Raw genomic sequence first — 24787 nt, 5'->3', positions numbered from 1 at the left:
CCCTCTCCCGCCGGGAGAGGGTTCTTAGACGGCCGCCTCGACCAGATCGGCCAATCGCTGCGCCGCATCGGGAATGGCCACCGAACGGGCGGCGGCGGACATGGCCGCCAGGCCCGCAGGGTCCGACAACACCGCGTTCAGCACCGCCGCCAGTCCGTCGACCGTCAGGTCGTCCTCGGCGATGACTCGGGCGGCGCCGGCTTCGGACAGGGCGCGGGCGTTCAGAGTCTGGTGGTCGTCCATGGCGATCTTCAGCGGGATCAGCACCGACGGCAGGGCCGCCACGGCCAGCTCCGAACAGGTCGAGGCGCCGGCGCGGCCGATGACCAGGTGCGCCCTGGACAGGCGGTCAGCCATGTCGCGGAAGAAGGGGGCGACCTCGGCCTCGATCCCAGCGTCCAGATAGATCTGGCGCGCGGCCTCCAGGGTCTCGGGCCGCGACTGCTGCTGCACCTTCAGGCGGTTGCGGATCGCCTCGGGCAGGGCCGCCAGGGCGCGCGGCGCGGTCTCGGACAGGATGCGGGCGCCCTGGCTGCCGCCCGTGACCAGGACATGGATCGGGCCGTCCCCGGTCGGGGCGACATAGGGACGGTCGAACAGGGCGCGGATGTCGGGGCGAACCGGATTGCCGACCACCTGGGCGCGGGCCTTCACCTTGTCGGGCGCGCGGCCCAGGGTCGGGAAGGCCGAGGCCACGGTCCCGACCGCCGAGGCCAGCATGCGGTTAGTGCGTCCCAGGACCGCGTTCTGTTCATGGATCAGGGTCGGACGGCGCGTCGCCACGGCCGCGACCAGGGCCGGCGCGGAAGGATAGCCGCCGAAACCGACCACCACGTCCGCTCCGATGCGGTTGAAGGCCGCCCGCGCCTGCCCCACCCCCTTCAGGATGGCGACGCCCGCCTTCAGCAGGCCCAGGGGGCCGCTGCCGGTGGCGGCGTCCAGGGCCAGCCGCTCCTCGGCGGGAAAGGTCTGGGCGTACTGTTCTCCGCGCCGGTCGGTGGCCAGGACCACGCGCCAGCCGCGCGCCGCCAGTTCGCGCGCCAGGGCCTCGGCGGGGAACATGTGGCCGCCGGTGCCCCCGGCGGCGACGACGCAGACCTTGTTCATGGACGTCTCTCTTACAGCAGGCGGCGGCGCGGCGGCGAAATGTTCGAGCCGGGCTCATAGGCGCCCGGACGGCGCCGCGTCAGGGCCAGGGCGAACCCCATGGTCAGCCCCATGGCCAGCATGGACGACCCGCCGTAGCTGATGAAGGGCAGGGTCATCCCCTTGGTCGGGATCAGGTTCAGGTTCACCGCCACATTGATGCAGGCCTGCAGCCCGATCAGCATGAACAGCCCCGCCGCCGCCGTCTGCTCGAACGGGTCATTCAGCTTCATCGCCTTGCGCATCCCCCGGATGACGATGAAGGCGTAGAGGCCGATCATGGCCAGGGACAGGATCAGGCCGAACTCCTCGGCGCCGACCGAATAGATGAAGTCGGTGTGCAGGTCGGGCACGTGGCGCTTCATCACCCCTTCGCCGATGCCGCGTCCGACCAGGCCGCCGGCGCGAATGGCCTCGGAGGCGCGGTCGATCTGGTGGGTGTCGGTCGTCTCGGGCGACAGGAAGCGACTGAGGCGGTCGCGCATGTGGCTGAAGGTGAAGTAGAGCGACACCACCCCGCCCGCCCCCATGGCGGCGATGACGGCCACCCATTTCAGCGGCACCCCGGCCATGAAGAAGACGGCCATGAAGGTGGTGGTGATCAACAGGGTCTGGCCGATGTCCGGCTGGATCAGCAGCAGGCCGACCGTCAGGGCCCACAGGCCGAAGGCGATGCTGACGCCCGGCACCCCCTGCCCCTTCTGGGCCTCGGCGAACATCCAGGCGGCGAAGACGATCAGGCCGGGCTTGGCGAACTCGGACGGCTGCAGGCTGAACGGGCCCAGGTTCACCCAGCGCGCCGCCCCCTTCACCGTGTCCCCGATGAAGGGCAGGGCCGCCATGACCAGGATGGCCCCGAACAGGGCCAGGACCGCGATCCGCCTGACCCCGCGCGGCGACAGCAGGGAGGCCGTCAGCATGATGGTCGTGCCCATGGAGGCCCAGACGATCATCCGCCAGGAATAGTGGAAGGGGTCGGTGATCGACTCGTCCGCCAGGATGGCCGCTGGACTGGAGGCGAAGCTGAGCGACACGCCCAGGGCGACCAGGGTCAGGGCCGCGCCCAGAAGGCCGCGATCCACCGTCCAGAACCAGCGCGCGATCAGGCTCTGGTCGTTACGGGAAAAGGGATGGCTGTAGCCCCTGGTCACGCCGCGCCCTCCGGCCGTGCGCCCAGGGCCAGGACCGCCGCGCGGAAGGCCTCGCCCCTCACCTCGAAGTCGGGGAACTGGTCGAAGCTGGCGCAGGCCGGCGACAGCAGGACCACCTGCTCGCCCCCGGCCGCGGCCGCGTCGGCGGCGGCGAGTTCGACCGCGCGCTCCATCGTATGGGCCACGACATGCGGCGTGTCGGCCAGGACGACGGCGAAGGCGTCCGCCGCCTCCCCGATCAGATAGGCCTTGGCCACATGGGGGAAGAGGTCGCGCAAGCTGTCGATGCCGCCCTCCTTGGCCTTGCCGCCCGCGATCCAGAAGACCGAGGGGTATGAGGCGAGCGCCTGACGCGCCGCGTCGGCGTTGGTGCCCTTGGAATCGTTGATGAAGCGCACCCCGCCCAGGCGGCCCACGGCCTCCATGCGGTGCGCCAGCCCCGGGAAGCTCAGCAGGCCTTCGACCGCCGCCTCATGCGGCACGCCCAGCGCGCGCGCGGCGGCGTAGGCGAAGGCGGCGTTCTGAGCGTTGTGACGACCGGGCAGCGACCGGGCGGCGGAGAGATCGGCGACGAGCTTGCCGTCGAAGTTCAGCAGGCCGGGGGCGGCGACATAGCCCTCCGTCATGGCAGTGGACGTCGAAACCGTCTCCACCCTCCGGCCATGCGCCCGCAGGTCCGCCGCGATATCCCGCCCCCAGGTCTCGTCCACGCCGACCAGGGCCAGGGCTTCAGGCCCCTGCGCCTGGAAGATGCGGCGCTTGGCGGCGACATAGCCTTCCATGCCGCCGTGGCGGTCCAGATGGTCGGGGCTGATGTTGGTCAGGATGGCCACGTCGGGCGCGAAGCTCGTCGTCAGGTCCAACTGATAGGACGAGACCTCGATGACATAGACGGCCTCCGGCGTCGGCTCCGGCAGGGCCAGGACGCCGATGCCGATATTGCCCCCGATGTGGACGCTCAACCCCGCCGACTTCAGCACCCAGCCGATCAGAGCCGTGGTCGTCGACTTGCCGTTGGTGCCCGTGACGGCGACGACGCGAGGACGCCGGCCCTCGGGCAGGGCCTCCAGGGCGCGGGCGAACAGTTCGACGTCGCCGATGACGGGCACGTCCGCCGCCTGGGCGCGGTCGACGGTCCAGTGCGGCTTGGGATGGGTCAGAGGCGCGCCCGGCGACAGGACCAGGGCGGCGAAACTCGACCAGTCGGCGCGGGTCAGGTCCTCGACCACGAAGCCCTCGGCCTCGGCCTGCATCCGGCCCGAGACGCCGTCGTCCCACAGGACCGGGATGGCGCCGCCCGCCTGAAGCGCGCGCGCCGCCGTGATCCCGGACCGGCCCAGGCCGAAGACCGCGACGCGTCTGCCCTCGAAGCCGGGAACGGGGATCATCGGATCAGCGCAGCTTCAGCGTGGCCAGACCGGCCAGGGCCAGCATGGCGGCGACGATCCAGAAGCGGATGACCACGGTCGATTCCGGCCAGCCCATCTTCTCGAAATGGTGGTGGATGGGCGCCATCAGGAAGATGCGCTTGCCCGTCAGCTTGAAGTAGCCGACCTGGATCATGACCGAGGCCGCCTCGACCACGAACAGGCCGCCGACGATGCCCAGCACCAGTTCGTGCTTGGTCGCCACGGCGATGGAGCCGAGCGCGCCGCCCAGGGCCAGCGAGCCGGTGTCCCCCATGAAGATCTTGGCCGGCGGCGCATTGTACCAGAGGAAGCCCATGCCCCCGCCGATCATGGCGGCGCAGAAGACGGCCAGCTCGCCCGCGCCGGGTACGTGGTGGACCTGCAGATAGTCCGCGAACAGGAAGTTGCCGACCAGATAGGAGATGATGCCGAAGGCGCCCGCCGCCATCATGACCGGCACGATGGCCAGGCCGTCCAGGCCGTCCGTCAGGTTCACCGCATTGGAGAAGCCGATGATGGTGAAGGCGGCGAAGGCCACGTAGAACCAGCCGATGTTCAGCAGGATGGCCTTCAGGAAGGGGAAGGCGATCGAGGTCTCAAGCCCCGGCGAGGTCGGGGAATAGGTCATCCAGACCACGGTCAGGACGCCCGCGATCACGGCCACCACCGCCTGGGCCGCCAGCTTCTGCTTCGACGTCAGGCCCGCCGAAGTCTGCTTCGTCACCTTGGCGTAGTCGTCGATGAAGCCCAGCACGCCGAAGGCCGCCGTCACGCCCGAGACGATCCAGATATAGGGATTGGTCAGGTCGCCCCACAGCAGGACGGCCACGCCGATGCCCGCCAGGATCATCAGCCCGCCCATGGTCGGGGTGCCGACCTTGGACAGGTGCGAGACCGGGCCGTCGTCGCGGATCGGCTGGCCCCGCCCCTGCTTGGCGCGGATCCAGTTGATGAAGCGGCTGCCCATGGCGACCGCGACGATCATGGCCGTGGCCATGGCCAGGGCCACGCGCACGGTCTGATACTGGATCAGGTGCAGCAGGGGGTAATCCTGCGCGATGTCGGCGTAATAGAGATAGAGCAGGTAGAACATAGTAAGTGACCCTATCGCGTCGCGCGCGGCGCGCCGCTGCTTGAGGGGTTGTCGCCTTCAGAAGTGAGCTTTCCCAGGGCCGCCGCGACCAGGGAAGCCCTGGAACCGTTCGATCCCTTGACCATGACCACGTCGCCGGGTCGAACCAGGTCGGCAGCCTCGGCGGCCAGTTCGGCGGCGGCGGCGCGCCATTGGCCCCGCAGCGACGGCGGAAGAATGTCATAAAGCAGGCGCATCTGCGGTCCCGCCGCATGGACCAGGTCCAGTCCCGCCGCCTGGATGGCCGAAGCCAGGCCCTCGTGCAGGGCGCGGCTGTGCTCGCCCAGCTCCAGCATGTCGGTCAGGACGACGACGCGACGGCCGCCCTCTCCCACGGGCTTGCCGCCCAGGCTGACGAAGCCCGCCTTCATCGACAGGGGATTGGCGTTGTAGCTCTCGTCGATCAGGGTGAAGGCGCCGCCGGGAATGGCGACCGTCTTCATCTGCCCGCGCCCGGCCAGGGGCTGGAAGCCCGCCAGGGCCTGCAGCGCCGTATCCAGCGACACGTCCAGCGCCTGCAGCATCAGGATGACGCACAGGCTGTTCAGGCCCCAGTGGACGCCCGACTGGGCCAGGCGGTATTCGATCCGCCGGCCGTCCAGCTCGGCCGTGACGGTCGCGCCCTCGCTGTCGGCGGCGAAGTCCAGCAGGCGCGCGTCGCAGCCCGCCTCATGGCCGAAGGTTCGCAGCACGGCCCCGGCCTCCAGCGCGCCCTGGCGCACGATGTCGGCATGGGCGTCAGCGGCGTTGACCACGGCGATCCCGCCGGGGACCAGACCCTGGAAGATGGCCGCCTTCTCGCGCGCCACGCCCGCCTCGCCGTCCGCGAAGGCCTCGATATGCACCGGTCCGACCGTGGTGACGCAGGCGGCGTGCGGGCGGACGAACTGCGACAGCGGCCCGATCTCGCCCGGATGGTTCATGCCGATCTCGAACACGGCGCGGTCGGTGCCGTGCGGCGTCCGCGCCAGCGTCAACGGCACGCCGATGTGGTTGTTGTAGCTCTTGATCGAGGCGTGGCTGGACCCCGCCAGATCGAGACCAGCCTTGATCGCCTGGGTCACGCTGGTCTTGCCGACGCTGCCGGTGACGGCGCCGCGCAGCCGAGCGCGATCGCGCGCGGCGACGCCCATGGCCTCCAGCCCCTTCAGGGTGTCCGGAACCAGGACATAGGGGCCGCCCTCGACGGGCCGATCGACCAGGGCCGCCGTCGCTCCGGCGGCGAAGGCGGCGGAGGCGAACTCATGCCCGTCGCGCGCGCCGTGCAGGGCCAGGAACAGGTCGCCCGGCTCTATCTCGCGGCTGTTGTAGGTCAGGCCCGAGACGCTAATTTCTTGGGGTGCGTCGGGTCCGTGGAGTTGGCCGCCGGTCGCCGAGGCGATGGCTTCGGCGGTCCAGAGCGGCGTTTGGGTGTCAGGCATGGTCGCGCAGGGCTTCGGTCGCTTCAGTGGCGTCGTCGAAGGGATGAACGACTCCCCCGACGATCTGACCCTGTTCATGCCCTTTTCCGGCGATCACGACCACATCTCCTTCGCGCATCAGGGATACGGCGTGGCGAATGGCTTCGCGACGGTCGCCGATCTCCAGGGCGTCGGTGCAGCCGGCGCGGACCTGGGCGCGGATGGCTGCGGGATCTTCCGAGCGCGGATTGTCGTCGGTGACGATGGCCACATCGGCCAGGCGACCGGCGATCTCGCCCATCATCGGCCGCTTGGCGCGGTCGCGGTCGCCGCCGGCGCCGAAGACGACGATCAGGCGGCCGGTCGCGTGCGGACGAAGCGCGTTCAGCACCGTCTCCAGACCGTCAGGCGTGTGGGCGTAGTCGACATAGACCTCGCCCCCGCGCGAGCCTTCGCCGGGAATGCGCTGCAGACGGCCCTGCGCGCCCTGGATCAGCTCCAGCGCCGGAATGACCCGGTCCGGGTCCTCGCCGCCCGCGATGCACAGGCCCGCCGCCACCAGGGCGTTCGAAGCCTGGAAGGCGCCGGCCAGCGGCAGCAGGACATCATGGATGCGGCCGCGCGCGTCGATGGTCAGGCGCTGGCCCTCCGGCGTCGCCCGGCGCGCCAGCAGGCTCAGGTCGCGACCGCGCTCGCCCACGCCCATGACGCCCAGACCCGCCATGATCGAAGCCGAGGCGAAGGCCGAATAGGCGTCGGAGTCGGCGTTCAGCACGGCGGTGCGCCCGCGCGGCAGCAGGGCCTCGAACAGGCGCAGCTTGGCGGCGCGATAGGCCTCCATCGTGCCGTGATAGTCGAGGTGATCCTGGGTCAGGTTGGTGAAGCCGGCCGCCTTGATCGCCACCCCGTCCAGACGGCGCTGCTCGATGCCGTGCGAGGAGGCCTCCAGCGCCAGGTGGGTGACCTCCTTGGCGGCCAGTTCGGCCAGCAGGCGCGCGGCGTCGGCGGCGTCGGGACTGGTCAGGCCGGGGCCGGTCAGGGCGTAGGTCTTTTCGCCCTTCTGACCGACGACGCCGAGCGTGCCCATGCTGGCCGACTTCAGACCCATGCCCGCCCAGATCTGGCGGCAGAAGTTGGCGACCGAGGTCTTGCCGTTGGTGCCGGTGATCGCGACGCAGGTCCTGGGCTGGGCGCCGTAGAAACTGCGCGCCGCCAGGGCGTAGGCCCGATGCACGTCGCCCGACGTCACCAGCAGGGGGGCGACCCCGGCGGGCGTGTCGGCCGGCGCCAGGATGGCGGCCGCGCCCTTGGCCAGTGCCTGGGGAATGAAGGCCCGGCCGTCGGCATGCGCGCCCGGCAGGGCCACGAACAGGGCGCCCGGCGCCACCTTGCGGCTGTCGGCGGTCACGGCCGTGATCTCGGGGTCCGAGGACAGGTCGCGGCGCAGCAGTTCTGAGAGACGAAGCGCGCTCATCGGCCGTCGCCCTCGACGTCCTGGAACTCGGGGATCTTTTCGCCCAGGGCGGTGGACCAGCGGTCGGCCTTGCGCTGGACGCCCAGGAAGGGGGCGATGCGATCGGCGATGCGTCCCACGGCCGGCGCAGCGACATAGCCGCCGGTGCGGGGGAAGGTGCCCGGCTCGTCCATCAGCACGAAGACGGTGTAGCGCTTGGCCGTCACCGGACCGTCGGCCGGGAAGACCCCGGCGAAGGAGCCCACGGCCACGGCGGGATTATAGCGGCCGTTGACCAGCTTGTTGGCGGAACCGGTCTTGCCCCCGACCCGCAGGCCCGGCGCATCGGCGAAACGGCCCGAGCCGCGCGTCACGTTGCGACGCATCAGGTCCAGCATGGTGGCCGAGGTCTCGGCCGAGACGACCTGACGGGTCGGGGCGTCGGGACGCCCGCCCTTGCGCAGGGTCGGCTGCACATAGCGGCCGCCGTTCACCAGGGCGCCATAGGCCGCCACATATTGGATCGGCGTGATCATGATGCCGTAGCCGAAGGACAAGGAGGCCAGGGTGGTGTCGTCCCACTTGCGCACCTTGGGCGGGCTGGCCGATTCCTTCAGCTCGATCGGCGCGGCGTCCAGCAGGCCCAGGCGACGGAAGTAGTCGCGCATCACGTCCCCGCCCATCTCGACCGCCAGACGCGACGTGCCGATGTTGGACGAGTGCAGATAGACCTCCTCCAGCGTCAGCACCTTGTTGGTGGCGTGGAAGTCGGTGATGCGGCGCTTGCCGATCTGCAGGGCCTGCGAGGCGTCGAACAGGGTGTTCATGTCGGCCCGGCCGGTGTCGATGCCGGCGGCGACGGTGAAGCTCTTGAACACCGAGCCCATCTCATAGTGGGCCGAGGTGACGCGGTTGATCAGCGCCTCGTCCGGCGCGCTGTTGCGGCGGTTGGCGTCATAGGTCGGCCAGCTGGCCATGGCCAGGATTTCGCCCGTCTGGGCGTCGGCCACCACGGCGACGGCGCCCTTGGCCTTCACCTGTTCAGCGGCGGCGGCCAGTTCGTTCTCGACCACGCCCTGGACCCGCAGGTCGATGGACAGCTGGAAGTCCTCGCCCGCCGCGCCGGCGGCGCGGATGTCCTGGTTGAAGGCCAGCTCGGCGCCCGAGACGCCCTCGCCGCCCGTGTCGGCCCGGCCGATCAGGTGCGCCGCCGACGTGCCCAGCGGATAGACGCGGCGGTCCTCCGGCTCGAACGACACCCCGCCCAGGGCCAGGTCATGGACCGCGCGACGCTCCGACGGCGTCAGGCCGTTCAGCACGATCAACCGGCGATCGCCCGCCAGGACGCGGTCGATGCGCGCGGCCGACAGGCGCGGCAGGGCGCGACGCAGTTGGGCCTTGGCCGCGGCCGGGTCCCAGATCTCGCGCGGATCGATATAGAGGCCGTAGTGGGTGATGTTGGTCGCCAGCAGCTGGCCGTTGCGATCAACCAGATCGGCGCGCGTCAGGGCGTTCGGATTGAAGGCGCCCGCCGCGCCGCTGCGCGGCGCCAGCAGGGCCGCATGAGTCGCCCCCAGGGCCAGGCAGACGAAGACCGCCGAGAAGACGGCCAGGATCAGGAAGATGCGGACGCGGGTGTCTTCTTCCGGGCGTCCGTCGGCGCGGGCGCGCTCGAACGAATGCTCCAGCCACCAGATGCAGGCCGAGACCCAGCGACCCCAGGCGGCGAACAGACCGCCGACCGAAGGCGCCTGCGGGCGCGGCTGGGCGCGGCCCTGCGCGGGGCGGCGGTAGTCCATGCCGTGATGGTCGTGAACGCTCACTGGGCGGCCTCCGCGGCGGGAACGGCGGACGGGGCCTTCACGGCGGGCGCCGGGGCCAGTTCAGGCAGGGCGGCCTCGCCCGCCTGACGGCGCACATCGACCGGCCCCAGACCGATCTGGCGCGACAGGGCCTCGAGACGCGCGGGCTGCTCCAGCCGGGTCGCCTCGGCCCGCAGCAGGCGGACGCGCTCGCGGTTCTCGCGGATTTCGCTCTCGATGCGGCTGATCTCGCTGCTTTCGCGGGCGGCGGCGGCCTTGGCGATATAGACCGAGAAGATCAGGGCGGCGACGCAGACCACGCCGATGATCTCGATGCAGCGGACGCCGCGCACCTTCCAGTCGAACAGGCGCTTGATCATGACGGGGGCGGCGATCATGCGGCCATCCTCCCCGTCAGCGGGCCCCAGGCCGGCGCCTCGGTGCGGACGGCGGCGCGCAGCCGCGCCGAGCGCGCGCGGGGGTTGGCGGCCAGTTCGGCCTCGCCCGCCTCCTGCGCGCCCTTGAACATCAGGTCGAAACTGGGCTTGCGCGTCTCGGTCGCGACCGGGGCGTGACGCGAGCCGCCCGGCGCATTACCCGTGCGCTCGGTCAGGAAGGCCTTGACCATGCGGTCTTCCAGCGAATGGAAGGTGACGACCACCAGACGCCCGCCGGGCGCCAGGGTCGCCTCCGCCGCCTCCAGACCGCGCGCCAGCTCGCCCAGTTCGTCGTTGACGGCGATGCGCAGGGCCTGAAACACGCGGGTGGCCGGATGGATGGCCGCGCCGCGACGCCCGCCCAGGGCCTTCTCCACCACCTCGGCCAGATCCAGGGTTCGGGTGAAGGGCTGCTCGACGCGGCGACGCAGGATGGCTGTCGCCACGCGGCCCGACTGACGCTCGTCGCCGTACTGCTTGAAGATATGGGCCAGGGGACCGTGGTCCCAGGTGTTGACGATGTCGGCGGCGGTCGCCCCGGCGTCGCCCATCCGCATGTCCAAAGGCCCGTCGCGCATGAAGGAAAAGCCGCGCTCGGCCTGGTCCAGCTGCATGGACGAGACGCCGATGTCGAAGACGGCGCCGTCCAGCCGCGCCTTGCCGCTCTCCTCGAACGCCTCGGACAGGCCGGAGAAGGGCGTGCGGATCAGCTGAAATTGACCCGGATAGGCGGCGGCCACGGCGTCGGCGTGCGGCTGGACGGTCGGATCGCGGTCCAGACCGATGACCTCGGCGCCGCGCTCCAGGATGGCGCGGGTGTAGCCGCCGGCGCCGAAGGTGGCGTCGATAATGACGTCGCCCGGCTTGGGATTCAGGGCGGCCAGGACTTCGGCCAGCAGGACCGGCGCGTGCGGAGACGTCATGCCGCGCCTCCGGACTTGGCGACCACGGCCTGACGACGCATCTCGCCGAACTGCTTCAGGCCCTCGCGCGCCATGCGGCGCTGCTCGGCGCGGTGCGCGGCCCACTTGTCCTTGTTCCAGATCTGGAAGCGCTCGCCGACGCCGTAGATGACGACCGTGTCGGACAGATCGACCTCGGCGCACAGATGTTCCGGCAGGGTGATGCGGCCGGCCGAGTCATAGGACAGGGGCTTCTGCTCGCCGAAGATCGAGGCTTCCAGCGCCGACCGATAGGGATCGCCGAAGGGCAGACTTTCGATCACGGCGCGATACTCGGCGAACAGCTTGTCGCCGCCGGCCTCCAGGCAGTCCGCCTCGATCGAAGGAAAGCAGAAGACGCCGTGCTCGGCGCCGTTCTCGGCCGTGCGGAATTCCTGAGGGATCAGGAGACGGCGCTTGCCGTCCAGCTGCTTCTCGTAGGTCGAGAGAAACACGCCCTGTCCCAATCGAGCCCCCTGAGGCCCGTCCCTGAAATCCGTTGAAACGCCCACGCAGTCGGGCGTCAGCCCCTACTCATGAGATTATGGGATAGCATGGGATCAGATGGGCCTCAATGGGATTAGTTGACACCCTTTAACCAAATTTGCAGTCACACGCCGATCTTCGAAGTGTAAAATCGGAACATACACAGAACAAATAGAGTATTCACAGCCTGTGGACAGGGTCTAACGCCTTGATTTCAACGGAAGGGTTAACGGCCCGCCCCTCTCGACGAGCGAGGAAGGACCACAGGCCTCAAGCAGCGCGAAACGCGGCAGGCCCCGGCACGGCCTCAAGCAGCGCGTAGCGCGGTAGGCCCAGAATTAGAGCCTCAAGCAGGCCGAAGGCCGGTAGGCCCCTACACGGCCTCAAGTAGGCCGAAGGCCAATAGGCCAAGAACAAAGCCTCAAGTAGGCCGAAGGCCGATAGGCCAAGAACAAAGCCTCAAGCAGGCCGAAGGCCGATAGGCCCAGAAATATGCCAGACGGCCTGTAAGCCGGGTTTTGTTCCGCCCGAAGGCGGCGACGATCATTCCTCTGGACCGCCCATTGCTGAGCGGTTCTCGCGACCTACCCGGACGCCTGGGGCGGTGAGCCCTGCGGCCGAAACCGCGCGACGTCCCTATTTGGTCTTGCTCCAGGCGGGGCTTGCCATGCCGCCGACGTTGCCGCCGACGCGGTGGGCTCTTACCCCACCCTTTCACCCTTCCCTGAGCCGAAGCCCAGGCGGTTTGCTTTCTGTGGCGCTATCCCTCGGGTCGCCCCGGGCGGGCGTTACCCGCCGCCTTTTCACCGTGGAGCCCGGACTTTCCTCGACGAGAGCGAACCCTCGCCGCGACCGCCCGGCCGTCTGGCGGGGGCTAGATGCGCGCGAATGAGGCGAAGGTCAATGCGACAGGCGTCACAGCCTCAGTTCAGAACGCCCGTCACGCTCTCGGCGCTGGCCAGTTGCAGCAGGCCGACCAGGCGAGCCCGGGTTTCGCCGTCGGCGACGCCGTCCACGCGTTCGGGCCGCCAGTGGCGCTGGAAGGCTTCGACCGTCAGGCGCGTTTCTTCGTCATAGTCGCCGCCCGGCTTCAGGGCGTAGCCCAGCCGGTGCAGCCCGGACCTGAGGACGATGACCCCCAGGCCGTCGTCGCCCGGCGACAGGGGCCCGCCCAGGGCGGCGACCCGCTCGGCCGCCGGCTCGAACCACAGGCCGTGCCCGGCTTCGGCCAGGCGCTTCCAGGGAAACAGTTCGCCCGGGTCCTGCTTGCGGTCCGGCGCCGTGTCGGAATGGCCGATGATGCGGGCGTCAGCGATGGTCCAGCGCGAGCGGATGTCGGCGACCAGGGCGATCACCGCCGCGATCTGCGCCTCGGGAAAGGCGCGATAGCCGAACTCATGGCCCGGATTGACGATCTCCACGCCGATGGAGGCGGCGTTGACGTCGGTCTCGCCCTGCCAGGCGCCGCGACCCGCGTGCCAGGCGCGACGCTCCTCGGCCACCAGCTTCAGGATGGAGCCGTCCTCGTCGACCACATAGTGGGCCGAGACCTCGGCCGCGGGATCGCGCAGGCGGGCGACAGCCTCTTCCGCCGTCCTCATGCCGGTGTAGTGCAGCACCAGCATGTCCGGCGGGCCGCGCCGGGCGTTGAAATTGGGGGAAGGCGCGTCGGTGAAGCTCAGCATGACGCCCGATCAGCGCCCTTCGCGTTCCCAGCCGTAGGCGACCCAGGTGTCGCCGACCTTCTGGGCGTCGATCACGCCCTCGTCGCGGCGGGCCGTAGCAGCGCGGGCGCGACGGGCGCGGAAGGCGAAGCCGGCGAAGAAGACCACCACGCCGGCGATCAGGGCGATCACGGCCACGGCGGCGGCCGTCAGCACGGCCAGGACCGCGCCCACGGTCACGGCGATGGCCGTCGCGATCAGGCCGCCCAGCCAGACGAAGGGCGCCAGCAGGCCGCCGCCGGCGCGGCGCCGGGCGGTGAAGCCGATCTGGGCGAAGGGGTCGGACTGAATCATCTGCTTGCCTTTCACAGCGCTCCGGCGAAGGAACGCCTGAACCGCAATGTCGGTCCATCGACATGAACGGTCAATGGACTGCGACATCACGCGTCAGTCAGGAACACGGTTCAGAGGCCGGGCTGGTCCGCCATGACCACCGCTCCGCGGCTGCGCAGACGCTCGGTCTGGACCTGCTGCAGCATGGCTTCGGCCGCCGGATCGCCCATGACGCGGCCGACCTTGACCAGGACCTGGGCCGCCTCGCCCGAGGCGCCGAAGGCGGTCGCCAGGGCCTCCCACGGCGACTGCGGCGTCGGATAGCGCTTGAACCGCACCGACTCGCTGCTGGGGATGTTCGCCAGCTTGCGGGCCTTGGCCACGGCCTCGGTCAGGCCGCCCAGTTCGTCGACCAGGCCCAGGCCCTTGGCCTGGGCGCCGGTCCAGACGCGCCCCTTGGCGATCTCGCGCACCCGCTCGACCGGCAGCTTGCGTCCGGTGGAGACGCGGGCCACGAACTCCTCGTAGGTCCGGTCCATGGAGGCGGCGAAGGCGGCGCGCTGCCCCTGGTCGAAGCCGTGCGATGGCGAGAAGACGTCCGAATAATCGCCGCCGACCGACAGGCCGCGCATGTCCACGCCGAAGCGTCCCAGGGCGTCCGCCAGCACGAACTTGCCGCCGAAGACGCCGATGGAGCCGGTCAGGGTCGTCGGCTGGGCCACGATCCAGTTCGCCTCGGAACTGATCCAGTAGCCGCCGGAGGCCGCATAGGCGCCCATGGAGACCACCACCGGCTTGCCCGCCGCCTTGGCCGCGCGCACCGCCGCCAGGATCTGCTCCGATGCCTCGGGCGAGCCGCCGGGCGAGGAGACGCGGAAGACGATGGCCTTCACGTCCTTGTCCTCGATCGCTTGATAGATGGCCTTGGCCGTGTCGTCCGAACGGATGTCCGAGCCGGATCCGAAGGGCGAGACCCCGCCGCGTCCGGTCATGATGGCCCCCTCCCCGCCAACGATGGCGATGGCCGACTTGCCCGAGCCCGTCCGCGCGCCCTGCAGGGCGGCGTAGTCGCCGAAGGAGACGATCTTGGCGTCCTTGCCGGCCTTGTCCTTGGCGGCCTTCTCGGCCTCCTCGACCTGGCCGATCTTGTCGACCAGCTTCAGCGACAGGGCCTGATCCGCCGAATAGGGACCGGCCTCGATCACCGCCTTCAGCGCCTCGGGCGTCGTCTTCCGGTCGCGCGCGATCTGGGCCAGGGCGCTGTCGTAGATGGAGGTCATCCACGCCGTCATCGCCTCACGGTGGGCGGGGGTGAAGTCGCTCTGGGTGTATTCGTTGACGGCGTTCTTGTACTCGTAGCGCTGCTCGAACTCGGGCTTCACCCCGTACTTCTGGAAGGCGCGGCCCAGGAAGACGCTGTCGGTCGACAGGCCCGTGGCCTGGAAGCTGGCCGTGTTCTGCATCCACAGTTGGTCGGCGCCGGCCGCCACCATATAGCTGGAGACCACCGCCCCCACCGGCATGAAGCCCTGGCTGTGGGCGATGACCGTCTTGCCCGAAGCGCGGAAGCGGGCGATCGCCTGGCGCAGCTCGTCGGCGGCCGCCGGGTTCATCCCGCCCTCGGGCGCCCGGATCAGCAGGACCTTGACGTTCGAATCCTTCTCCGCCTGGGCCAGGGTGTCGACCACCCCCACCACGGACAGGCCGGACCCGCCGAAGGCCGCGAAGGGATTGGTCGGCGCCTGGTCGGTCAGACCCTCGCGCAGGTCCAGTTCAAGCACCGTATGGGCGGGGGTGGTCGGCTTGGACGCCCCGGCCGCCGCCGCGAAGAACAGAAGCGCCGCCACCGGCAGGATGATGAAGAAGGCCACGAGCCCGGCGAAGACGCCGAGCATGGTGAGGAAGAATTGCTTCATGAAAAGGCGGACGTCCGGATCAGGGCCAAGCGCGGCTTAGCCGCGAGCATAGGGCGCGGCGCGGCCCCGTCAAATGAAGCCGAAGCAATGAATGCGGCCGCGATGCGAAAAGGGCCCGCCGTCGCCGGCGAGCCCCTCCCGTTCTTGCAACAAGGAGCGCGATCAGCGACCGATGTCGTAGACGCCGCTGATGTCGATGCGCACCGTCAGCTCGCCCGCCGACACCGGGGTCGCGGCGCCCGAGGCGTCCATGGCGCGGGCGTACATCGGCATCGGACGCGGCGGTTCAGGCATGAAGCCGCCGCCCTCGGTCAGGGAGCGGACGCCGCCCAGTTGCACGCCCAGAGCCTGGGCGTAGAGCCGCGCCTTGTCCTGCAGGGCGCGCACGGCCAGTTGGCGCGCCTGGTCCTCGGCCGCCTTGGCGTCCTTCAGGCCGAAGCTGATGCCGTCGATCTGGTTGACGCCGGCCGTCACCACGGCGTCGGCGGTCGAGCCGACCTTGGTCAGGTCGTTGATGATCACCGTGACGCGGTTCTGGACCTGATAGCCGCGCAGCTTGGGCGGCTCGTTCTGTTGATAGTCGTACTGGGCCGACAGGTTCAGGCCCGAGGTCTGGATGTCGCGCTCGGCGACCCCGGCGCGGCGCAGGGCGGCGACGACGCGGGTCATCTGCTGGGCGTTCTGGGCCATGGCCTCCTGAGCGGTAGCCGCCTCGGTCACGACGCCGAAGTTGATCGTCGCCTGGTCCGGCGCGACCTTGACCTCGCCATAGGCGGACAGGTTGAGGGCGGGTTGTTGAGCCATGGCGTGGACCTGCATCGGGGAAGCGGATTGCGCGAAGGCGACGGCCGGGGCCGCCAGGGTCATCAGGGCCGTGCCCAACATCAGGGCGCGAGCGGTGCGGGTCATCATGATCTCCGTCAAGAACCAGGGCCGGACGTCCTCGTCCGACTGGCGGCCAACTTGGCCGTTCAATCCTGAACGAACGCGGAAGACGCCCATGCAGGTTCCATTCATCTGCATGAAAAGCGCGACAGCTTCACGGCGCCTTTGCAGCGGCCTCAACCCCTGCTAGGCACAGTCTCCCTGCTTCGGGGGCCTGTAGCTCAATGGTTAGAGCCGACCGCTCATAACGGTCTGGTTGGGGGTTCGAGTCCCTCCGGGCCTACCACCCCAAGACTTCCGTATCGGAATTGCAGACGCCCCGAACGGCCGTTCGGGCCTTTTTCCATCCGGATTTGACAGCCCGCGCTCCGCCCTGCGTTAGATGGCTTCCTACCTGGCGTGGCGGAACGCCCGCATCAGATCGCGCGGGAGCCGACCGATGATCCGAAGCTATCTGAACGCTCTCAGGATCAGAAAACGCCTGCGGAACCCCGCCATGTTCATCGAGAACGCCGGAGGCTGCATCTGCACGAGGAGCGTCTTCGAGGGCAGGACGCCCGTCAAATGGTGCTTCCGCGTGAAGTCCGTGGCGCCCGAGGACAATGGCTGGCGCTTCATCGGCAGGGACGACAGCGAGACCTACATCAACGTCGCCGCCAACAACCTCGTCCTGGACTTCAACACCATGGCGAACATCGAGCCCGCGGTTCTGCTGCTGTACGACATGCCCGTGGGCACGGACGTCTATCTGGAGAAGGGAAGCGACGGCGTCCGCTTCTACAAGACCGGCACGAAGAAGGAGGTGACGGTCGAAATCCCATAGACCGCGCAACCGGCGTCCATCGGAATCATCCGCTGGGCTCGGTCAGGCGGATACGCGGTTGAAGACCTCGCTCCTCGCTTCCGACACGTCTTTCCCCCCTCCGCGCCTGCGCGGCGCACTCGGCCAGCCGGTGCAATTCCCGGCCCGAGCATCGGGACCAGTCCAGGTCGTCCAGCAGCCGCGCCAGGTCCGGCGGCGTCCGAAGGGGCGCGCTCACGAAGCCGTCGATCCGCCGCGCGTCATGCCCGCGACCAGGCCGATCAGCAGGCCCACGGCCAGGGCGCGGTTGCCGGGTTCGCCCGCCCTCGCCTCCTCCACCCTCAGGGCCAGTTCACGATCCAGCCACGCCAGTTGTCGCGCGAAATTCTCGTCCGCCTGGGTCGTCCGCTTCATCCTCGCCTCCTCGAACAGCACCCGCCGAAGCTAACGCGACGACCGTTCGCGGCTCAAGTGAATTGTTCTCTTTTTGTTCCTGATTCTCGGAGCGACGGCCCAGACGCCGTTTGAAGGGGCGCCGTTTGAAAGCCCGACGGTTCGTGGGATAGCTGTTCCCTCTCGTCCACGCCGAAAGACGCCGCATGATCGCCTTCCTGCTCAGCGCCGCCCTGACCGCCCTCGTCCAGGCGCCCGGCCCGTCGCCGCTGGAGCCGCTGCAGCCCCTCGCCGGAGAGGAAGCCGACGCCAAGGCGCCCGCCTGCACCGCCGACCGTCGCTGGTGCGCCGTGATCGACACGGACGAGACCCGGGAACATCGGGTCCTGCGTCTCTACGACGGCCCGCCGGACGGCCGCGAACCCGTCGCCTCCCACCCCATCGAGGGTCCCACGGAAAGCTACTGGAAGCTGAGCGGCGTTCTGCGCAAGGAAGGGGAAGAGGCGATCCTCGTCGGCGCCGACATGGACCTGACGGCCATGTATTCGGGCGGCGGCGGCATGTCGACCTACCGGACCCTGGTGCGGTTCGCGCCCAGCGAGACGCCTCAGGACGTGCTGACCGTGCCGGTCGGCGGCTCCCTGACGATCCGCGCCTGTTTCGGCGAGGAGGACACGGCGCAACGCGCCGGCGCCTGCCACGACGAATACGACTTCACCGGCGCGTTGCAGGCGGAGGGCGACGCCTTTCCGCCCACCCTGATCTATTCCACCACCGCCACCAGCTTCCCCGGCCCCGTGTCGCGCAACGAGGACTCCCTGGCCAAGCCGCCGCTGAAGCCCAAGGACCTGGTCAAGGTCGTGGACGAGGCGTGCACCATCCGCCGCGTCTTCGTTTTCGATCCGGCGACGAAGGCCTATGTTCCCGACGCGCCCCTGCCCGACTGCAGCGCCTATACGGTCCCTTAAGTTTCTCGAGACGCCTTCATGTCCTACGTCGCCCGTGACGACCGCCCCGCCGACAAGGCCGAACGCTACGCCGAGGTCGAGGCCGAGATCCTGGCCGTGCTGGACGGAGAGCCGAACCTGACGGCGCGCATGGCCACCGTCGCCTCGATGCTGGCCGACGCCTTCCCCGTCTTCTTCTGGACCGGCTTCTACGTCGTGGACGCGGCCAAGCCCGAGGAACTGGTGGTCGGCCCCTATCAGGGAACCCTGGGCTGCCTGCGCATCCCGTTCGGGCGCGGCGTCTGCGGCGCGGCGGCGAAGACGCGGACGACCCAGGTGGTCGAGGACGTGCACGCCTTCCCCGGCCACATCGCCTGCGACAGCCGCTCGGCCAGCGAGATCGTCGTGCCGGTGCTGGACGCATCCGGCGCCCTGATCGCCGTCCTGGACGTGGACGCGACGGAAAAGGCCGCCTTCGACGCTGTGGACCAGGAGGCTCTGGAGCGTCTGATGGCGCGGGCCTTCGCCGCCTGATGCGGATCGGCGTCGACTTCGGCGGGACCAAGATCGAGGCGGCCGCCCTGGACGATACAGGCGCCTTCGCCGCCCGTATCCGCGAACCCAATCCCGGAACCTATGACGGCGCCCTGGCCCTGGTCGCGGCCCTGGTGCAGCGGGTCGAGGCGGAGGCAGGTCCGGCCCGCTCGGTCGGGGCAGCCATTCCCGGATCGCCCTCGCCCCGCACCGGCCTGATCCGCAACGCCAACTCCGTCTACCTGAACGGCCGCCCCTTCGCCCGGGACCTGGAGACGGCCCTGGGCCGTCCGGTGCGCCTGGCCAACGACGCCGACTGTCTGGCCCTGTCGGAGGCCCTGGACGGAGCGGCCGCCGGCGCGGCGCGAGTGTTCGGGGTCATCCTGGGCACGGGCTGCGGCGGCGGGCTGATCATCGACGGCCGGCTGATCCAGGGCGCCCACGGCGTGGCGGGCGAGGTCGGCCACATCTCCCTGCCCTGGCCCGCGGCCGACGAGGCGCCCGGCCCCGCCTGCTGGTGCGGCCAGAGGGGATGCCTCGAAACCTGGGTGTCCGGCAGCGGCTTCCAGCGCGACCACCAGGCGACGACGGGCCGCGCCTGGAAGTCCCAGGCCGTGATCGAAGCCGCGCGCGACGGCGACGCAGGCGCCGTCCAGGCCCTGGACCGCTACGTCGACCGCCTGGGCCGCGGCCTGGCCATGATCGTCAACCTGCTGGACCCGGACGTCTTCGTCCTGGGCGGCGGCATGTCGAACGTGGGCGAACTCTACGACCGCCTGCCGGACGTCGTGCGCCGCCATGTCTTCTCGGATGTCTGGGAAGGGCGGATCGTCCCGGCCCGATGGGGGGATTCCTCCGGCGTGCGCGGCGCGGCCCGTCTCTGGAACGATTGATCGGCGTGCGGCGGCCTATATGGTCCCGCGCGAAAACCACCGGGACCGCCCATGACCTCTTCCGCCCGCGTCCGCAGCGTCCTCTACCTGCCCGCCTCCAACGCCCGCGCGGTCGAGAAGGCGCGCGCCCTGCCCTGCGATCTGGCCGTCCTGGATCTGGAGGACGCCGTCGCTCCGGAAATGAAGGTTGAGGCGCGACAGGCCGCCGTGGCGGCGGTGCGGGCGGGCGGTTTCGGCCCTCGCCTGGGCGTGCGGATCAACGGCCTGGACACGCCCTGGGGGGCGGACGACCTGGCGGCCCTGCGCGACGCCCCGGTCGCCCTGATCGTCGCGCCCAAGGTGGACAACGCCGCCGCCGTCCAGGCCCTGTCGCAGGCCATGGCGCCCGGCGTCGAACTCTGGGCCATGATCGAGACGCCCCGAGCCCTGGTCGATCTCGCCGCGATCGCCGGCGCGGGCGGCGCCCTGGGCGGGCTGATGCTGGGCGTCAACGACCTGGCCAAGGACCTGAGGACCGGCCCCTCGCCGGATCGGGAGCCGCTGAAACCCTGGCTGGCCGCCGTGGTCGCCCATGCCCGCGCCAACGACCTGGTCGCCGTGGACGGCGTCTTCAACCGGATCAAGGACGGGGCGGGCTTCGCGGCCGAATGCGCCCAGGGCCGCCTCTACGGCTTCGACGGCAAGAGCCTGATCCACCCGTCGCAGATCGAGGCCGCCAACGCCGCCTTCGGCCCTTCGGAGCAGGAGATCGATTGGGCGCGCAAGGTCGTGGCCGCCTTCGCCGCGCCGGAAGCCCAGGGCCAGGGCGTCATCCGCATCGAGGGCGAGATGGCGGAACGCCTGCACCTGGCCCAGGCCGAGGCCCTGCTGGCGGGCCTCTGAGCCGGACAGAGCAAGAGAAGAGGTTTTCGGAGTGTTGGGGCGTTCGGACGGATTCCGGGCTTGAACCCACAGCCCGACCCTCGCCCCCTCCACCATGCTGCGCATGGTCCCCCTCCCCCGTGAACGGGGGAGGAGACGCAAGGTAGGACCCGCCTTACTGAGCCTTGGCCGGCTTCATCCAGCGATCCAGCCAGGCGGTCATCTCATACAGGGCGTGACCGACCGATTCCCGCGCGCGATAGCCGTGGGCCTCCAGCGGCAGGACCACATAGCGCGCCGTCGCCCCATTGCCCTTCAGCGCCGCATAAAAGCGCTCGGACTGGACCGGGAAGGTGCCGGAGTTGTCGTCCGCTCCGCCATGGATCAGCAGGATGGGCTCGTTGACCTTGTTGGCGAAGGTGAAGGGCGACATCTCGTTATAGGTGTCGGTCGCCTCCCAATAGGTCCGCTGCTCGGCCTGGAAGCCGAACGGCGTCAGGGTGCGGTTATAGGCGCCAGACCGTGCGATGCCCGTCTTGAACAGGTCGGTGTGGGCCAGCAGGTTGGCCGTCATGAAGGCGCCGTAGGAATGGCCGCCCACGGCGATCCGGTCGCGGTCGGCGACGCCCAGGGCCACGACCGCATCCACCGCCGCCTTGGCGCTGGCCGACAGCTGCTCGATATAGGTGTCGTTCGGCTCGGCCCCGTCGCGGCCGATGATCGGCATGGTCGGGTTGTCCAGGATCGCATAGCCCTGGGTCAGCAGGAACAGGTGGCTCGATCCCGACGGCCGCACGAAGCGGTTCTCCGTATCCACCACCTGGCCCGCGACCGAGGCGTCGGTGAACTCCGCCGGATAGGCCCACATCAGCAGCGGCAGGGGTCCGTCCCGATCCTTGTCGTAGCCGGCGGGCAGATACAGGGTCCCCGACAGTTCCACCCCGTCGTCGCGCTTGTAGGTGATCAACTGGCGGCTGACCCCGGCCAGCTGCGGCGCCGGATCGGGGAAGCGGGTCAGGGCCGTCACCTGGGCGTCCCCCTGGGCGTCCAGGTCGCGCACCCGCAGGTTGGCCGGATCGGTCCGGCTTTCCCGATAGGTGATCAGCTTGCGGCCCGACTCGTCCAGCATGCCGACCACGGTCTCATACTCGCCCTGGGCCGAACGCCAGACGCGCTGCGACTCTCCGGTCTTCAGGTCCAGCAGGTCGAGGAAGGGATATTCCCCCTCGCGCGTCGCCCCGTCGCCCTCGACGAAGACCTTGGTCCCGTCGGCGTTGAAGCGGATCACCGAGCGGCCGCGCGCATTCGGCTCGACCACGACCGAGCCGGGGTCGTTGTAGCGGTCCTGATAGTTGCGATCGACCAGGACGCGCCCGGCGCCGGGGTTCGACGGATCGACCAGGGTGCGGGTCTCGTGCCGGGTGTTGAACCAGCTGCTGTTGACGATGGCCGTGTCGGCGCGGCCCCAGTTCACGCCCTCATAGCGTTCCTTCAGGTCGAGCAGAACGCGCGGACGGTCGTTGAAGGGCGCCGGGAGCATGAAGACCCGGTCGCGCACCTCGGCGGCGTTGCGCGGATCGCCGCCGTCCTGGGCCTCGACCCAGACCAGGGTCGCGTCGGCGTCGGCCCGCCACTGGGCCGAGCGCGGCCCCGGCGCCACGGCGTCGAACGGCGTCGGCACATTGTCCCGCAGCGGCAGGTCGGCCACGCGGTGCGCCTCGCGCCCGTTCATGTCGACGACGATCACCTCGGCCGGGAACAGGCCGGCGGGCACGACGTAGGAATAGGGCTTCTTGGCCCGGGTCTGCAGGATGAAGCGCCCGTCCGGAGAGACGGAGGCGCCCAGGATCACGCCCGGCTGCCCCACCGTCCGCGCCCGTCCGTTCAGCGGAACGACCGTCAGCTGGCTGGTGAAGTAGTGGTCGAACAGGGCCTCGTCGCCCGCATTGGTCAGCAGGTCCTGATAGGTCCGCACCGGCGCGGCGCGGCCGCCCGTCTCGGCCACGGTCGGGCCCGAGGGCGGACGCGTCACGTCCGGCGCCGCGCGACGCCCGGCCGGCACGGCCTGGACCAGCAGGCCCGATCCGTCCGGCAACCAGCTGTAGCCCGAGCCGGCGGCGGCGTTGACGGTCGGTCCCGTCAGGCGGCGCGCCTGGGCCGCGGCCACGTCGGCGGTCCACAGCTCCAGCCCCGTCGGCGTGTTCAGCAGGAAGGCCACGGCCTTGCCGGTCGGCGCCCAACTGACGCCGGTCAGGCGCGCGCCGGCGGGCAGGCCGGTCACGGGACGCGCCGCGCCCCCGTCCACGCCCTGGAAACTGAGACCCGTCAGCCAGGAGACGCGGCTGTTGGCCGGACCGTTGTTCTGGGGATTGATGCGATAGCCGGCCAGCCGCAGCATGGGCTCCGACAGTTCGGCGATGCTCGGCAGGTTGGTCCGCTCCTGCAACAGGACGGTGCGCCGGTCGGGGCTGAGGCTCGCCGAGGGATTGGGCTTCGAATCCAGGATCTGCGCGATCGGCTGCGGCGGCTGCTGATAGACCGGCGGCGCGCTTGCCTGAGCGCTTGCCTGAGTCTGGGCCGAAACCTGGGCCAAGACAGGCGCGGCGGTCATCAGGACCAGGGCGGATACGGCGGATCGCAGAATGAGGCGGTGCATGAAACCCTTCCCGAAAACTTCGCTTGCGGCGCGACGGTTCCGGGTTTGAAGGATTTCATGCATGGGGGTCAACCGCCTGGCTTGTCGTCGGCGCCTGCGATCGGCGCTTGCCCCTCCTCGCGTCCCGTCTTATGGACGAAAAGAACCACAATATTCATCACACGATGAAAAAAGGGAGACCGATGGGAAAGATCTACGCTGACGTGAAGTCCGCGCTGGAGGGCCTGACCTTCGACGGCATGACCGTCATGTCCGGCGGCTTCGGCCTGTGCGGCATTCCCGAAAACCTGATCGCCGGTCTGCGCGACACGGGCGTGAAGGGTCTGACCGTCATCTCCAACAACGCGGGCGTGGACGGCTTCGGCCTGGGCCAGTTGCTGGAGACGCGCCAGATCGCCAAGATGATCTCGTCCTACGTCGGCGAGAACAAGGAGTTCGAGCGTCAGTACCTGGCCGGCGAACTGCAGCTGGAATTCAACCCCCAGGGCACCCTGGCCGAGCGCATCCGCGCAGGCGGCGCGGGCATCCCCGCCTTCTTCACCGCCACCGGCGTCGGCACCCTGGTCGCCGAAGGCAAGGAAGTCCGCGACTTCGACGGCCGCAAATACGTGATGGAGACCGGCCTGATCGCCGACCTGTCCATCATCAAGGCCTGGAAGGCCGACGAACGCGGCAACCTCGTCTTCCGCAAGACGGCCCGCAACTTCAACCCGATGATGGCCACGGCCGGCAAGGTCACGGTCGTCGAGGTCGAGGAGATCGTCCCCGTCGGCTCGATCGACCCCGATCACATCCACACGCCGGGCGTCTACGTCGACCGCCTGATCCAGACCGTCTCCGAAAAGCGCATCGAACAGCGCACCGTCCGCCAGAAGGAGGCCTGATCCATGGCTCGTACTCGCGAACAACTGGCCGAGCGCGCCGCCAAGGAGCTGCAGGACGGCTTCTACGTGAACCTGGGCATCGGCATCCCGACCCTGGTGGCCAACTACATCCCCGAGGGCATGGTCGTGACCCTGCAGTCGGAGAACGGCATGCTGGGCATGGGCCCCTTCCCCTATGAGGGCGAGGAAGACCCCGACCTGATCAACGCCGGCAAGCAGACGATCACCGAAATCCCCGAGAGCAGCTATTTCTCCTCGGCCGACAGCTTCGCCATGATCCGCGGCGGCCACATCAACCTGTCGATCCTGGGCGCCATGGAAGTGGCCCAGAACGGCGACATCGCCAACTGGATGATCCCCGGCAAGCTGGTGAAGGGCATGGGCGGCGCCATGGACCTGGTCGCGGGCGTCAAGCGCGTGGTCGTGGTCATGGAGCACGCCAACAAGCACGGCCAGTCCAAGGTCCTGAAGGCTTGCAGTCTGCCGCTGACGGGCACGGGCGTGGTCAGCCGCATCATCACCGACCTGGCGACCTTCGACGTCAAGCCGGACGGTTCGGGCCTGGAGCTGATCGAACTGGCCGAGGGCGTGACCCTGGACGAGGTCGCGGCCAAGACCGAGGCGACCTACACCACGGCGGCCGGCCTGGCCTGAACCGCCCT

23 protein-coding genes, 1 tRNA gene and 1 other RNA gene are annotated in these 24787 nt (G+C 69.6%); 8 read left to right on the top strand and 17 right to left on the bottom strand.

The annotated features are described in order from the left end of the window. Positions 1–24: 24 nt before the first annotated feature. The 15 genes from murG to ABIE19_RS04085 all read right to left on the bottom strand — a co-directional run bounded on the left by murG (position 25) and on the right by ABIE19_RS04085 (position 16179). Positions 25–1107 carry an undecaprenyldiphospho-muramoylpentapeptide beta-N-acetylglucosaminyltransferase gene (gene murG / locus ABIE19_RS04155; RefSeq protein ID WP_354087865.1) on the bottom strand — a complete coding sequence of 361 codons (1083 nt, stop codon included), beginning with the start codon at positions 1105–1107 and terminating at the stop codon, positions 25–27. Positions 1108–1118: 11 nt separating this feature from the next. Next, the gene (locus tag ABIE19_RS04150) at positions 1119–2297 is read right to left on the bottom strand and encodes an FtsW/RodA/SpoVE family cell cycle protein (protein ID WP_354087863.1); all 1179 of its coding nucleotides are present in this window, start codon (positions 2295–2297) and stop codon (positions 1119–1121) included. Then, positions 2294–3685, bottom strand: coding sequence for a UDP-N-acetylmuramoyl-L-alanine--D-glutamate ligase (gene murD, locus ABIE19_RS04145; protein WP_354087861.1), 1392 nt, complete (start codon positions 3683–3685; stop codon positions 2294–2296). The genes ABIE19_RS04150 and murD overlap by 4 nt, the downstream gene beginning before the upstream one ends. 4 nt (positions 3686–3689) lie before the next feature. Beyond that, a complete protein-coding gene (gene mraY / locus ABIE19_RS04140; protein WP_354087860.1) occupies positions 3690–4799 on the bottom strand; it encodes a phospho-N-acetylmuramoyl-pentapeptide-transferase in 1110 nt (369 codons plus the stop codon). A gap of 11 nt (positions 4800–4810) precedes the next feature. Then, positions 4811–6259, bottom strand: a complete 1449-nt coding sequence (locus ABIE19_RS04135) for a UDP-N-acetylmuramoyl-tripeptide--D-alanyl-D-alanine ligase (RefSeq protein WP_354087858.1) — start codon at positions 6257–6259, stop codon at positions 4811–4813. Continuing rightward, a complete protein-coding gene (locus ABIE19_RS04130; RefSeq protein WP_354087857.1) occupies positions 6252–7712 on the bottom strand; it encodes a UDP-N-acetylmuramoyl-L-alanyl-D-glutamate--2,6-diaminopimelate ligase in 1461 nt (486 codons plus the stop codon). Before ABIE19_RS04130 ends, ABIE19_RS04135 begins: the two co-directional genes overlap by 8 nt. Further along, positions 7709–9490: a peptidoglycan D,D-transpeptidase FtsI family protein gene (locus ABIE19_RS04125; protein ID WP_354088582.1), complete on the bottom strand. Its 1782-nt coding sequence runs from the start codon at positions 9488–9490 to the stop codon at positions 7709–7711. Before ABIE19_RS04125 ends, ABIE19_RS04130 begins: the two co-directional genes overlap by 4 nt. Positions 9491–9510: 20 nt before the next feature. Further along, positions 9511–9891, bottom strand: a complete 381-nt coding sequence (gene ftsL / locus ABIE19_RS04120; RefSeq protein WP_354087855.1) for a cell division protein FtsL — start codon at positions 9889–9891, stop codon at positions 9511–9513. Next, positions 9888–10853, bottom strand: a complete 966-nt coding sequence (gene rsmH / locus ABIE19_RS04115) for a 16S rRNA (cytosine(1402)-N(4))-methyltransferase RsmH (protein WP_354087854.1) — start codon at positions 10851–10853, stop codon at positions 9888–9890. The genes ftsL and rsmH overlap by 4 nt, the downstream gene beginning before the upstream one ends. Further along, positions 10850–11326, bottom strand: a complete 477-nt coding sequence (locus ABIE19_RS04110) for a division/cell wall cluster transcriptional repressor MraZ (RefSeq protein WP_354087853.1) — start codon at positions 11324–11326, stop codon at positions 10850–10852. The genes rsmH and ABIE19_RS04110 overlap by 4 nt, the downstream gene beginning before the upstream one ends. Before the next feature lie 522 nt (positions 11327–11848). Continuing rightward, positions 11849–12225, bottom strand: an RNA gene (gene rnpB / locus ABIE19_RS04105) — RNase P RNA component class A. A gap of 55 nt (positions 12226–12280) precedes the next feature. Continuing rightward, entirely contained in the window at positions 12281–13042 is a 762-nt protein-coding gene (locus tag ABIE19_RS04100) for a peptidoglycan recognition protein family protein (RefSeq protein ID WP_354087852.1), read from the bottom strand. 9 nt (positions 13043–13051) lie between these two features. After that, complete coding sequence (locus ABIE19_RS04095) at positions 13052–13375, bottom strand: hypothetical protein (protein ID WP_354087851.1); 324 nt, start codon at positions 13373–13375, stop codon at positions 13052–13054. A gap of 110 nt (positions 13376–13485) precedes the next feature. Next, positions 13486–15270: a signal peptide peptidase SppA gene (gene sppA, locus ABIE19_RS04090; RefSeq protein ID WP_354087850.1), complete on the bottom strand. Its 1785-nt coding sequence runs from the start codon at positions 15268–15270 to the stop codon at positions 13486–13488. Positions 15271–15432: 162 nt separating this feature from the next. Beyond that, complete coding sequence (locus ABIE19_RS04085) at positions 15433–16179, bottom strand: SIMPL domain-containing protein (protein WP_354087849.1); 747 nt, start codon at positions 16177–16179, stop codon at positions 15433–15435. Positions 16180–16365: 186 nt separating this feature from the next. On the opposite strand from ABIE19_RS04085, the gene ABIE19_RS04080 reads away from it, so the two are divergent. Together ABIE19_RS04080 and ABIE19_RS04075 are read left to right on the top strand one after the other, a co-directional pair. Beyond that, positions 16366–16441: transfer RNA gene (locus tag ABIE19_RS04080), tRNA-Ile, on the top strand. 153 nt (positions 16442–16594) lie between these two features. Further along, positions 16595–16978, top strand: a complete 384-nt coding sequence (locus ABIE19_RS04075; RefSeq protein WP_354087848.1) for an immunity protein Imm33 domain-containing protein — start codon at positions 16595–16597, stop codon at positions 16976–16978. 213 nt (positions 16979–17191) lie between these two features. On the opposite strand, the gene ABIE19_RS04070 is transcribed toward ABIE19_RS04075, so the two are convergent. Then, positions 17192–17371 (bottom strand): hypothetical protein, encoded by a 180-nt coding sequence (locus ABIE19_RS04070; RefSeq protein WP_354087847.1) that lies wholly within the window; start codon positions 17369–17371, stop codon positions 17192–17194. 185 nt (positions 17372–17556) lie between these two features. Here ABIE19_RS04070 and ABIE19_RS04065 point away from each other — a divergent pair, with 185 nt between their 5' ends. Genes ABIE19_RS04065 through ABIE19_RS04050 form a run of 4 tightly spaced genes read left to right on the top strand, consistent with a single transcriptional unit; the run spans position 17557 to position 20606 of the window. After that, complete coding sequence (locus ABIE19_RS04065; protein WP_354087846.1) at positions 17557–18318, top strand: hypothetical protein; 762 nt, start codon at positions 17557–17559, stop codon at positions 18316–18318. Between the two features lie 18 nt (positions 18319–18336). Beyond that, positions 18337–18831 (top strand): GAF domain-containing protein, encoded by a 495-nt coding sequence (locus tag ABIE19_RS04060; protein WP_354087845.1) that lies wholly within the window; start codon positions 18337–18339, stop codon positions 18829–18831. Beyond that, on the top strand, positions 18828–19724 hold the full coding sequence (locus ABIE19_RS04055; RefSeq protein WP_354088581.1) for an ROK family protein: 897 nt from the start codon (positions 18828–18830) through the stop codon (positions 19722–19724). Before ABIE19_RS04060 ends, ABIE19_RS04055 begins: the two co-directional genes overlap by 4 nt. Before the next feature lie 51 nt (positions 19725–19775). Continuing rightward, a complete protein-coding gene (locus ABIE19_RS04050; RefSeq protein WP_354087844.1) occupies positions 19776–20606 on the top strand; it encodes an HpcH/HpaI aldolase/citrate lyase family protein in 831 nt (276 codons plus the stop codon). 154 nt (positions 20607–20760) lie between these two features. Here the strand turns inward: ABIE19_RS04050 and ABIE19_RS04045 are convergent, their stop codons facing one another. Continuing rightward, positions 20761–23241, bottom strand: coding sequence for a S9 family peptidase (locus ABIE19_RS04045; RefSeq protein WP_354087843.1), 2481 nt, complete (start codon positions 23239–23241; stop codon positions 20761–20763). A 182-nt stretch (positions 23242–23423) separates the two neighbouring features. Between ABIE19_RS04045 and ABIE19_RS04040 the strand changes: the two genes are divergently transcribed. Together ABIE19_RS04040 and ABIE19_RS04035 are read left to right on the top strand one after the other, a co-directional pair. Beyond that, entirely contained in the window at positions 23424–24125 is a 702-nt protein-coding gene (locus ABIE19_RS04040) for a CoA transferase subunit A (RefSeq protein ID WP_354087842.1), read from the top strand. Positions 24126–24128: 3 nt separating this feature from the next. Beyond that, entirely contained in the window at positions 24129–24779 is a 651-nt protein-coding gene (locus ABIE19_RS04035; RefSeq protein ID WP_354087841.1) for a 3-oxoacid CoA-transferase subunit B, read from the top strand. Positions 24780–24787: the final 8 nt, after the last annotated feature.

This window comes from Brevundimonas faecalis (assembly GCF_040549405.1).
Taxonomy (GTDB): Bacteria; Pseudomonadota; Alphaproteobacteria; order Caulobacterales; family Caulobacteraceae; genus Brevundimonas; species Brevundimonas faecalis.
Note: the sequence above shows the minus strand (reverse complement) of the source record. Positions and strands in the feature narration are given on the sequence as shown.

What these genes read in the sequence shown, in the direction of transcription:
- sppA (WP_354087850.1), bottom strand. Translation starts at nt 15,270, where the DNA reads ATGAAGCAATTCTTCCTCACCATGCTCGGCGTCTTCGCCGGGCTCGTG.
- ABIE19_RS04085 (WP_354087849.1), bottom strand. Translation starts at nt 16,179, where the DNA reads ATGACCCGCACCGCTCGCGCCCTGATGTTGGGCACGGCCCTGATGACC.
- ABIE19_RS04040 (WP_354087842.1), top strand. Translation starts at nt 23,424, where the DNA reads ATGGGAAAGATCTACGCTGACGTGAAGTCCGCGCTGGAGGGCCTGACC.
- ABIE19_RS04095 (WP_354087851.1), bottom strand. Translation starts at nt 13,375, where the DNA reads ATGATTCAGTCCGACCCCTTCGCCCAGATCGGCTTCACCGCCCGGCGC.
- ABIE19_RS04035 (WP_354087841.1), top strand. Translation starts at nt 24,129, where the DNA reads ATGGCTCGTACTCGCGAACAACTGGCCGAGCGCGCCGCCAAGGAGCTG.
- murG (WP_354087865.1), bottom strand. Translation starts at nt 1,107, where the DNA reads ATGAACAAGGTCTGCGTCGTCGCCGCCGGGGGCACCGGCGGCCACATG.
- ABIE19_RS04050 (WP_354087844.1), top strand. Translation starts at nt 19,776, where the DNA reads ATGACCTCTTCCGCCCGCGTCCGCAGCGTCCTCTACCTGCCCGCCTCC.
- ABIE19_RS04060 (WP_354087845.1), top strand. Translation starts at nt 18,337, where the DNA reads ATGTCCTACGTCGCCCGTGACGACCGCCCCGCCGACAAGGCCGAACGC.
- rsmH (WP_354087854.1), bottom strand. Translation starts at nt 10,853, where the DNA reads ATGACGTCTCCGCACGCGCCGGTCCTGCTGGCCGAAGTCCTGGCCGCC.
- ABIE19_RS04070 (WP_354087847.1), bottom strand. Translation starts at nt 17,371, where the DNA reads ATGAAGCGGACGACCCAGGCGGACGAGAATTTCGCGCGACAACTGGCG.
- ABIE19_RS04125 (WP_354088582.1), bottom strand. Translation starts at nt 9,490, where the DNA reads ATGGACTACCGCCGCCCCGCGCAGGGCCGCGCCCAGCCGCGCCCGCAG.
- ABIE19_RS04045 (WP_354087843.1), bottom strand. Translation starts at nt 23,241, where the DNA reads ATGCACCGCCTCATTCTGCGATCCGCCGTATCCGCCCTGGTCCTGATG.
- ABIE19_RS04130 (WP_354087857.1), bottom strand. Translation starts at nt 7,712, where the DNA reads ATGAGCGCGCTTCGTCTCTCAGAACTGCTGCGCCGCGACCTGTCCTCG.
- ABIE19_RS04075 (WP_354087848.1), top strand. Translation starts at nt 16,595, where the DNA reads ATGATCCGAAGCTATCTGAACGCTCTCAGGATCAGAAAACGCCTGCGG.
- murD (WP_354087861.1), bottom strand. Translation starts at nt 3,685, where the DNA reads ATGATCCCCGTTCCCGGCTTCGAGGGCAGACGCGTCGCGGTCTTCGGC.
- ABIE19_RS04065 (WP_354087846.1), top strand. Translation starts at nt 17,557, where the DNA reads ATGATCGCCTTCCTGCTCAGCGCCGCCCTGACCGCCCTCGTCCAGGCG.
- ABIE19_RS04135 (WP_354087858.1), bottom strand. Translation starts at nt 6,259, where the DNA reads ATGCCTGACACCCAAACGCCGCTCTGGACCGCCGAAGCCATCGCCTCG.
- ABIE19_RS04100 (WP_354087852.1), bottom strand. Translation starts at nt 13,042, where the DNA reads ATGCTGAGCTTCACCGACGCGCCTTCCCCCAATTTCAACGCCCGGCGC.
- ftsL (WP_354087855.1), bottom strand. Translation starts at nt 9,891, where the DNA reads ATGATCGCCGCCCCCGTCATGATCAAGCGCCTGTTCGACTGGAAGGTG.
- mraY (WP_354087860.1), bottom strand. Translation starts at nt 4,799, where the DNA reads ATGTTCTACCTGCTCTATCTCTATTACGCCGACATCGCGCAGGATTAC.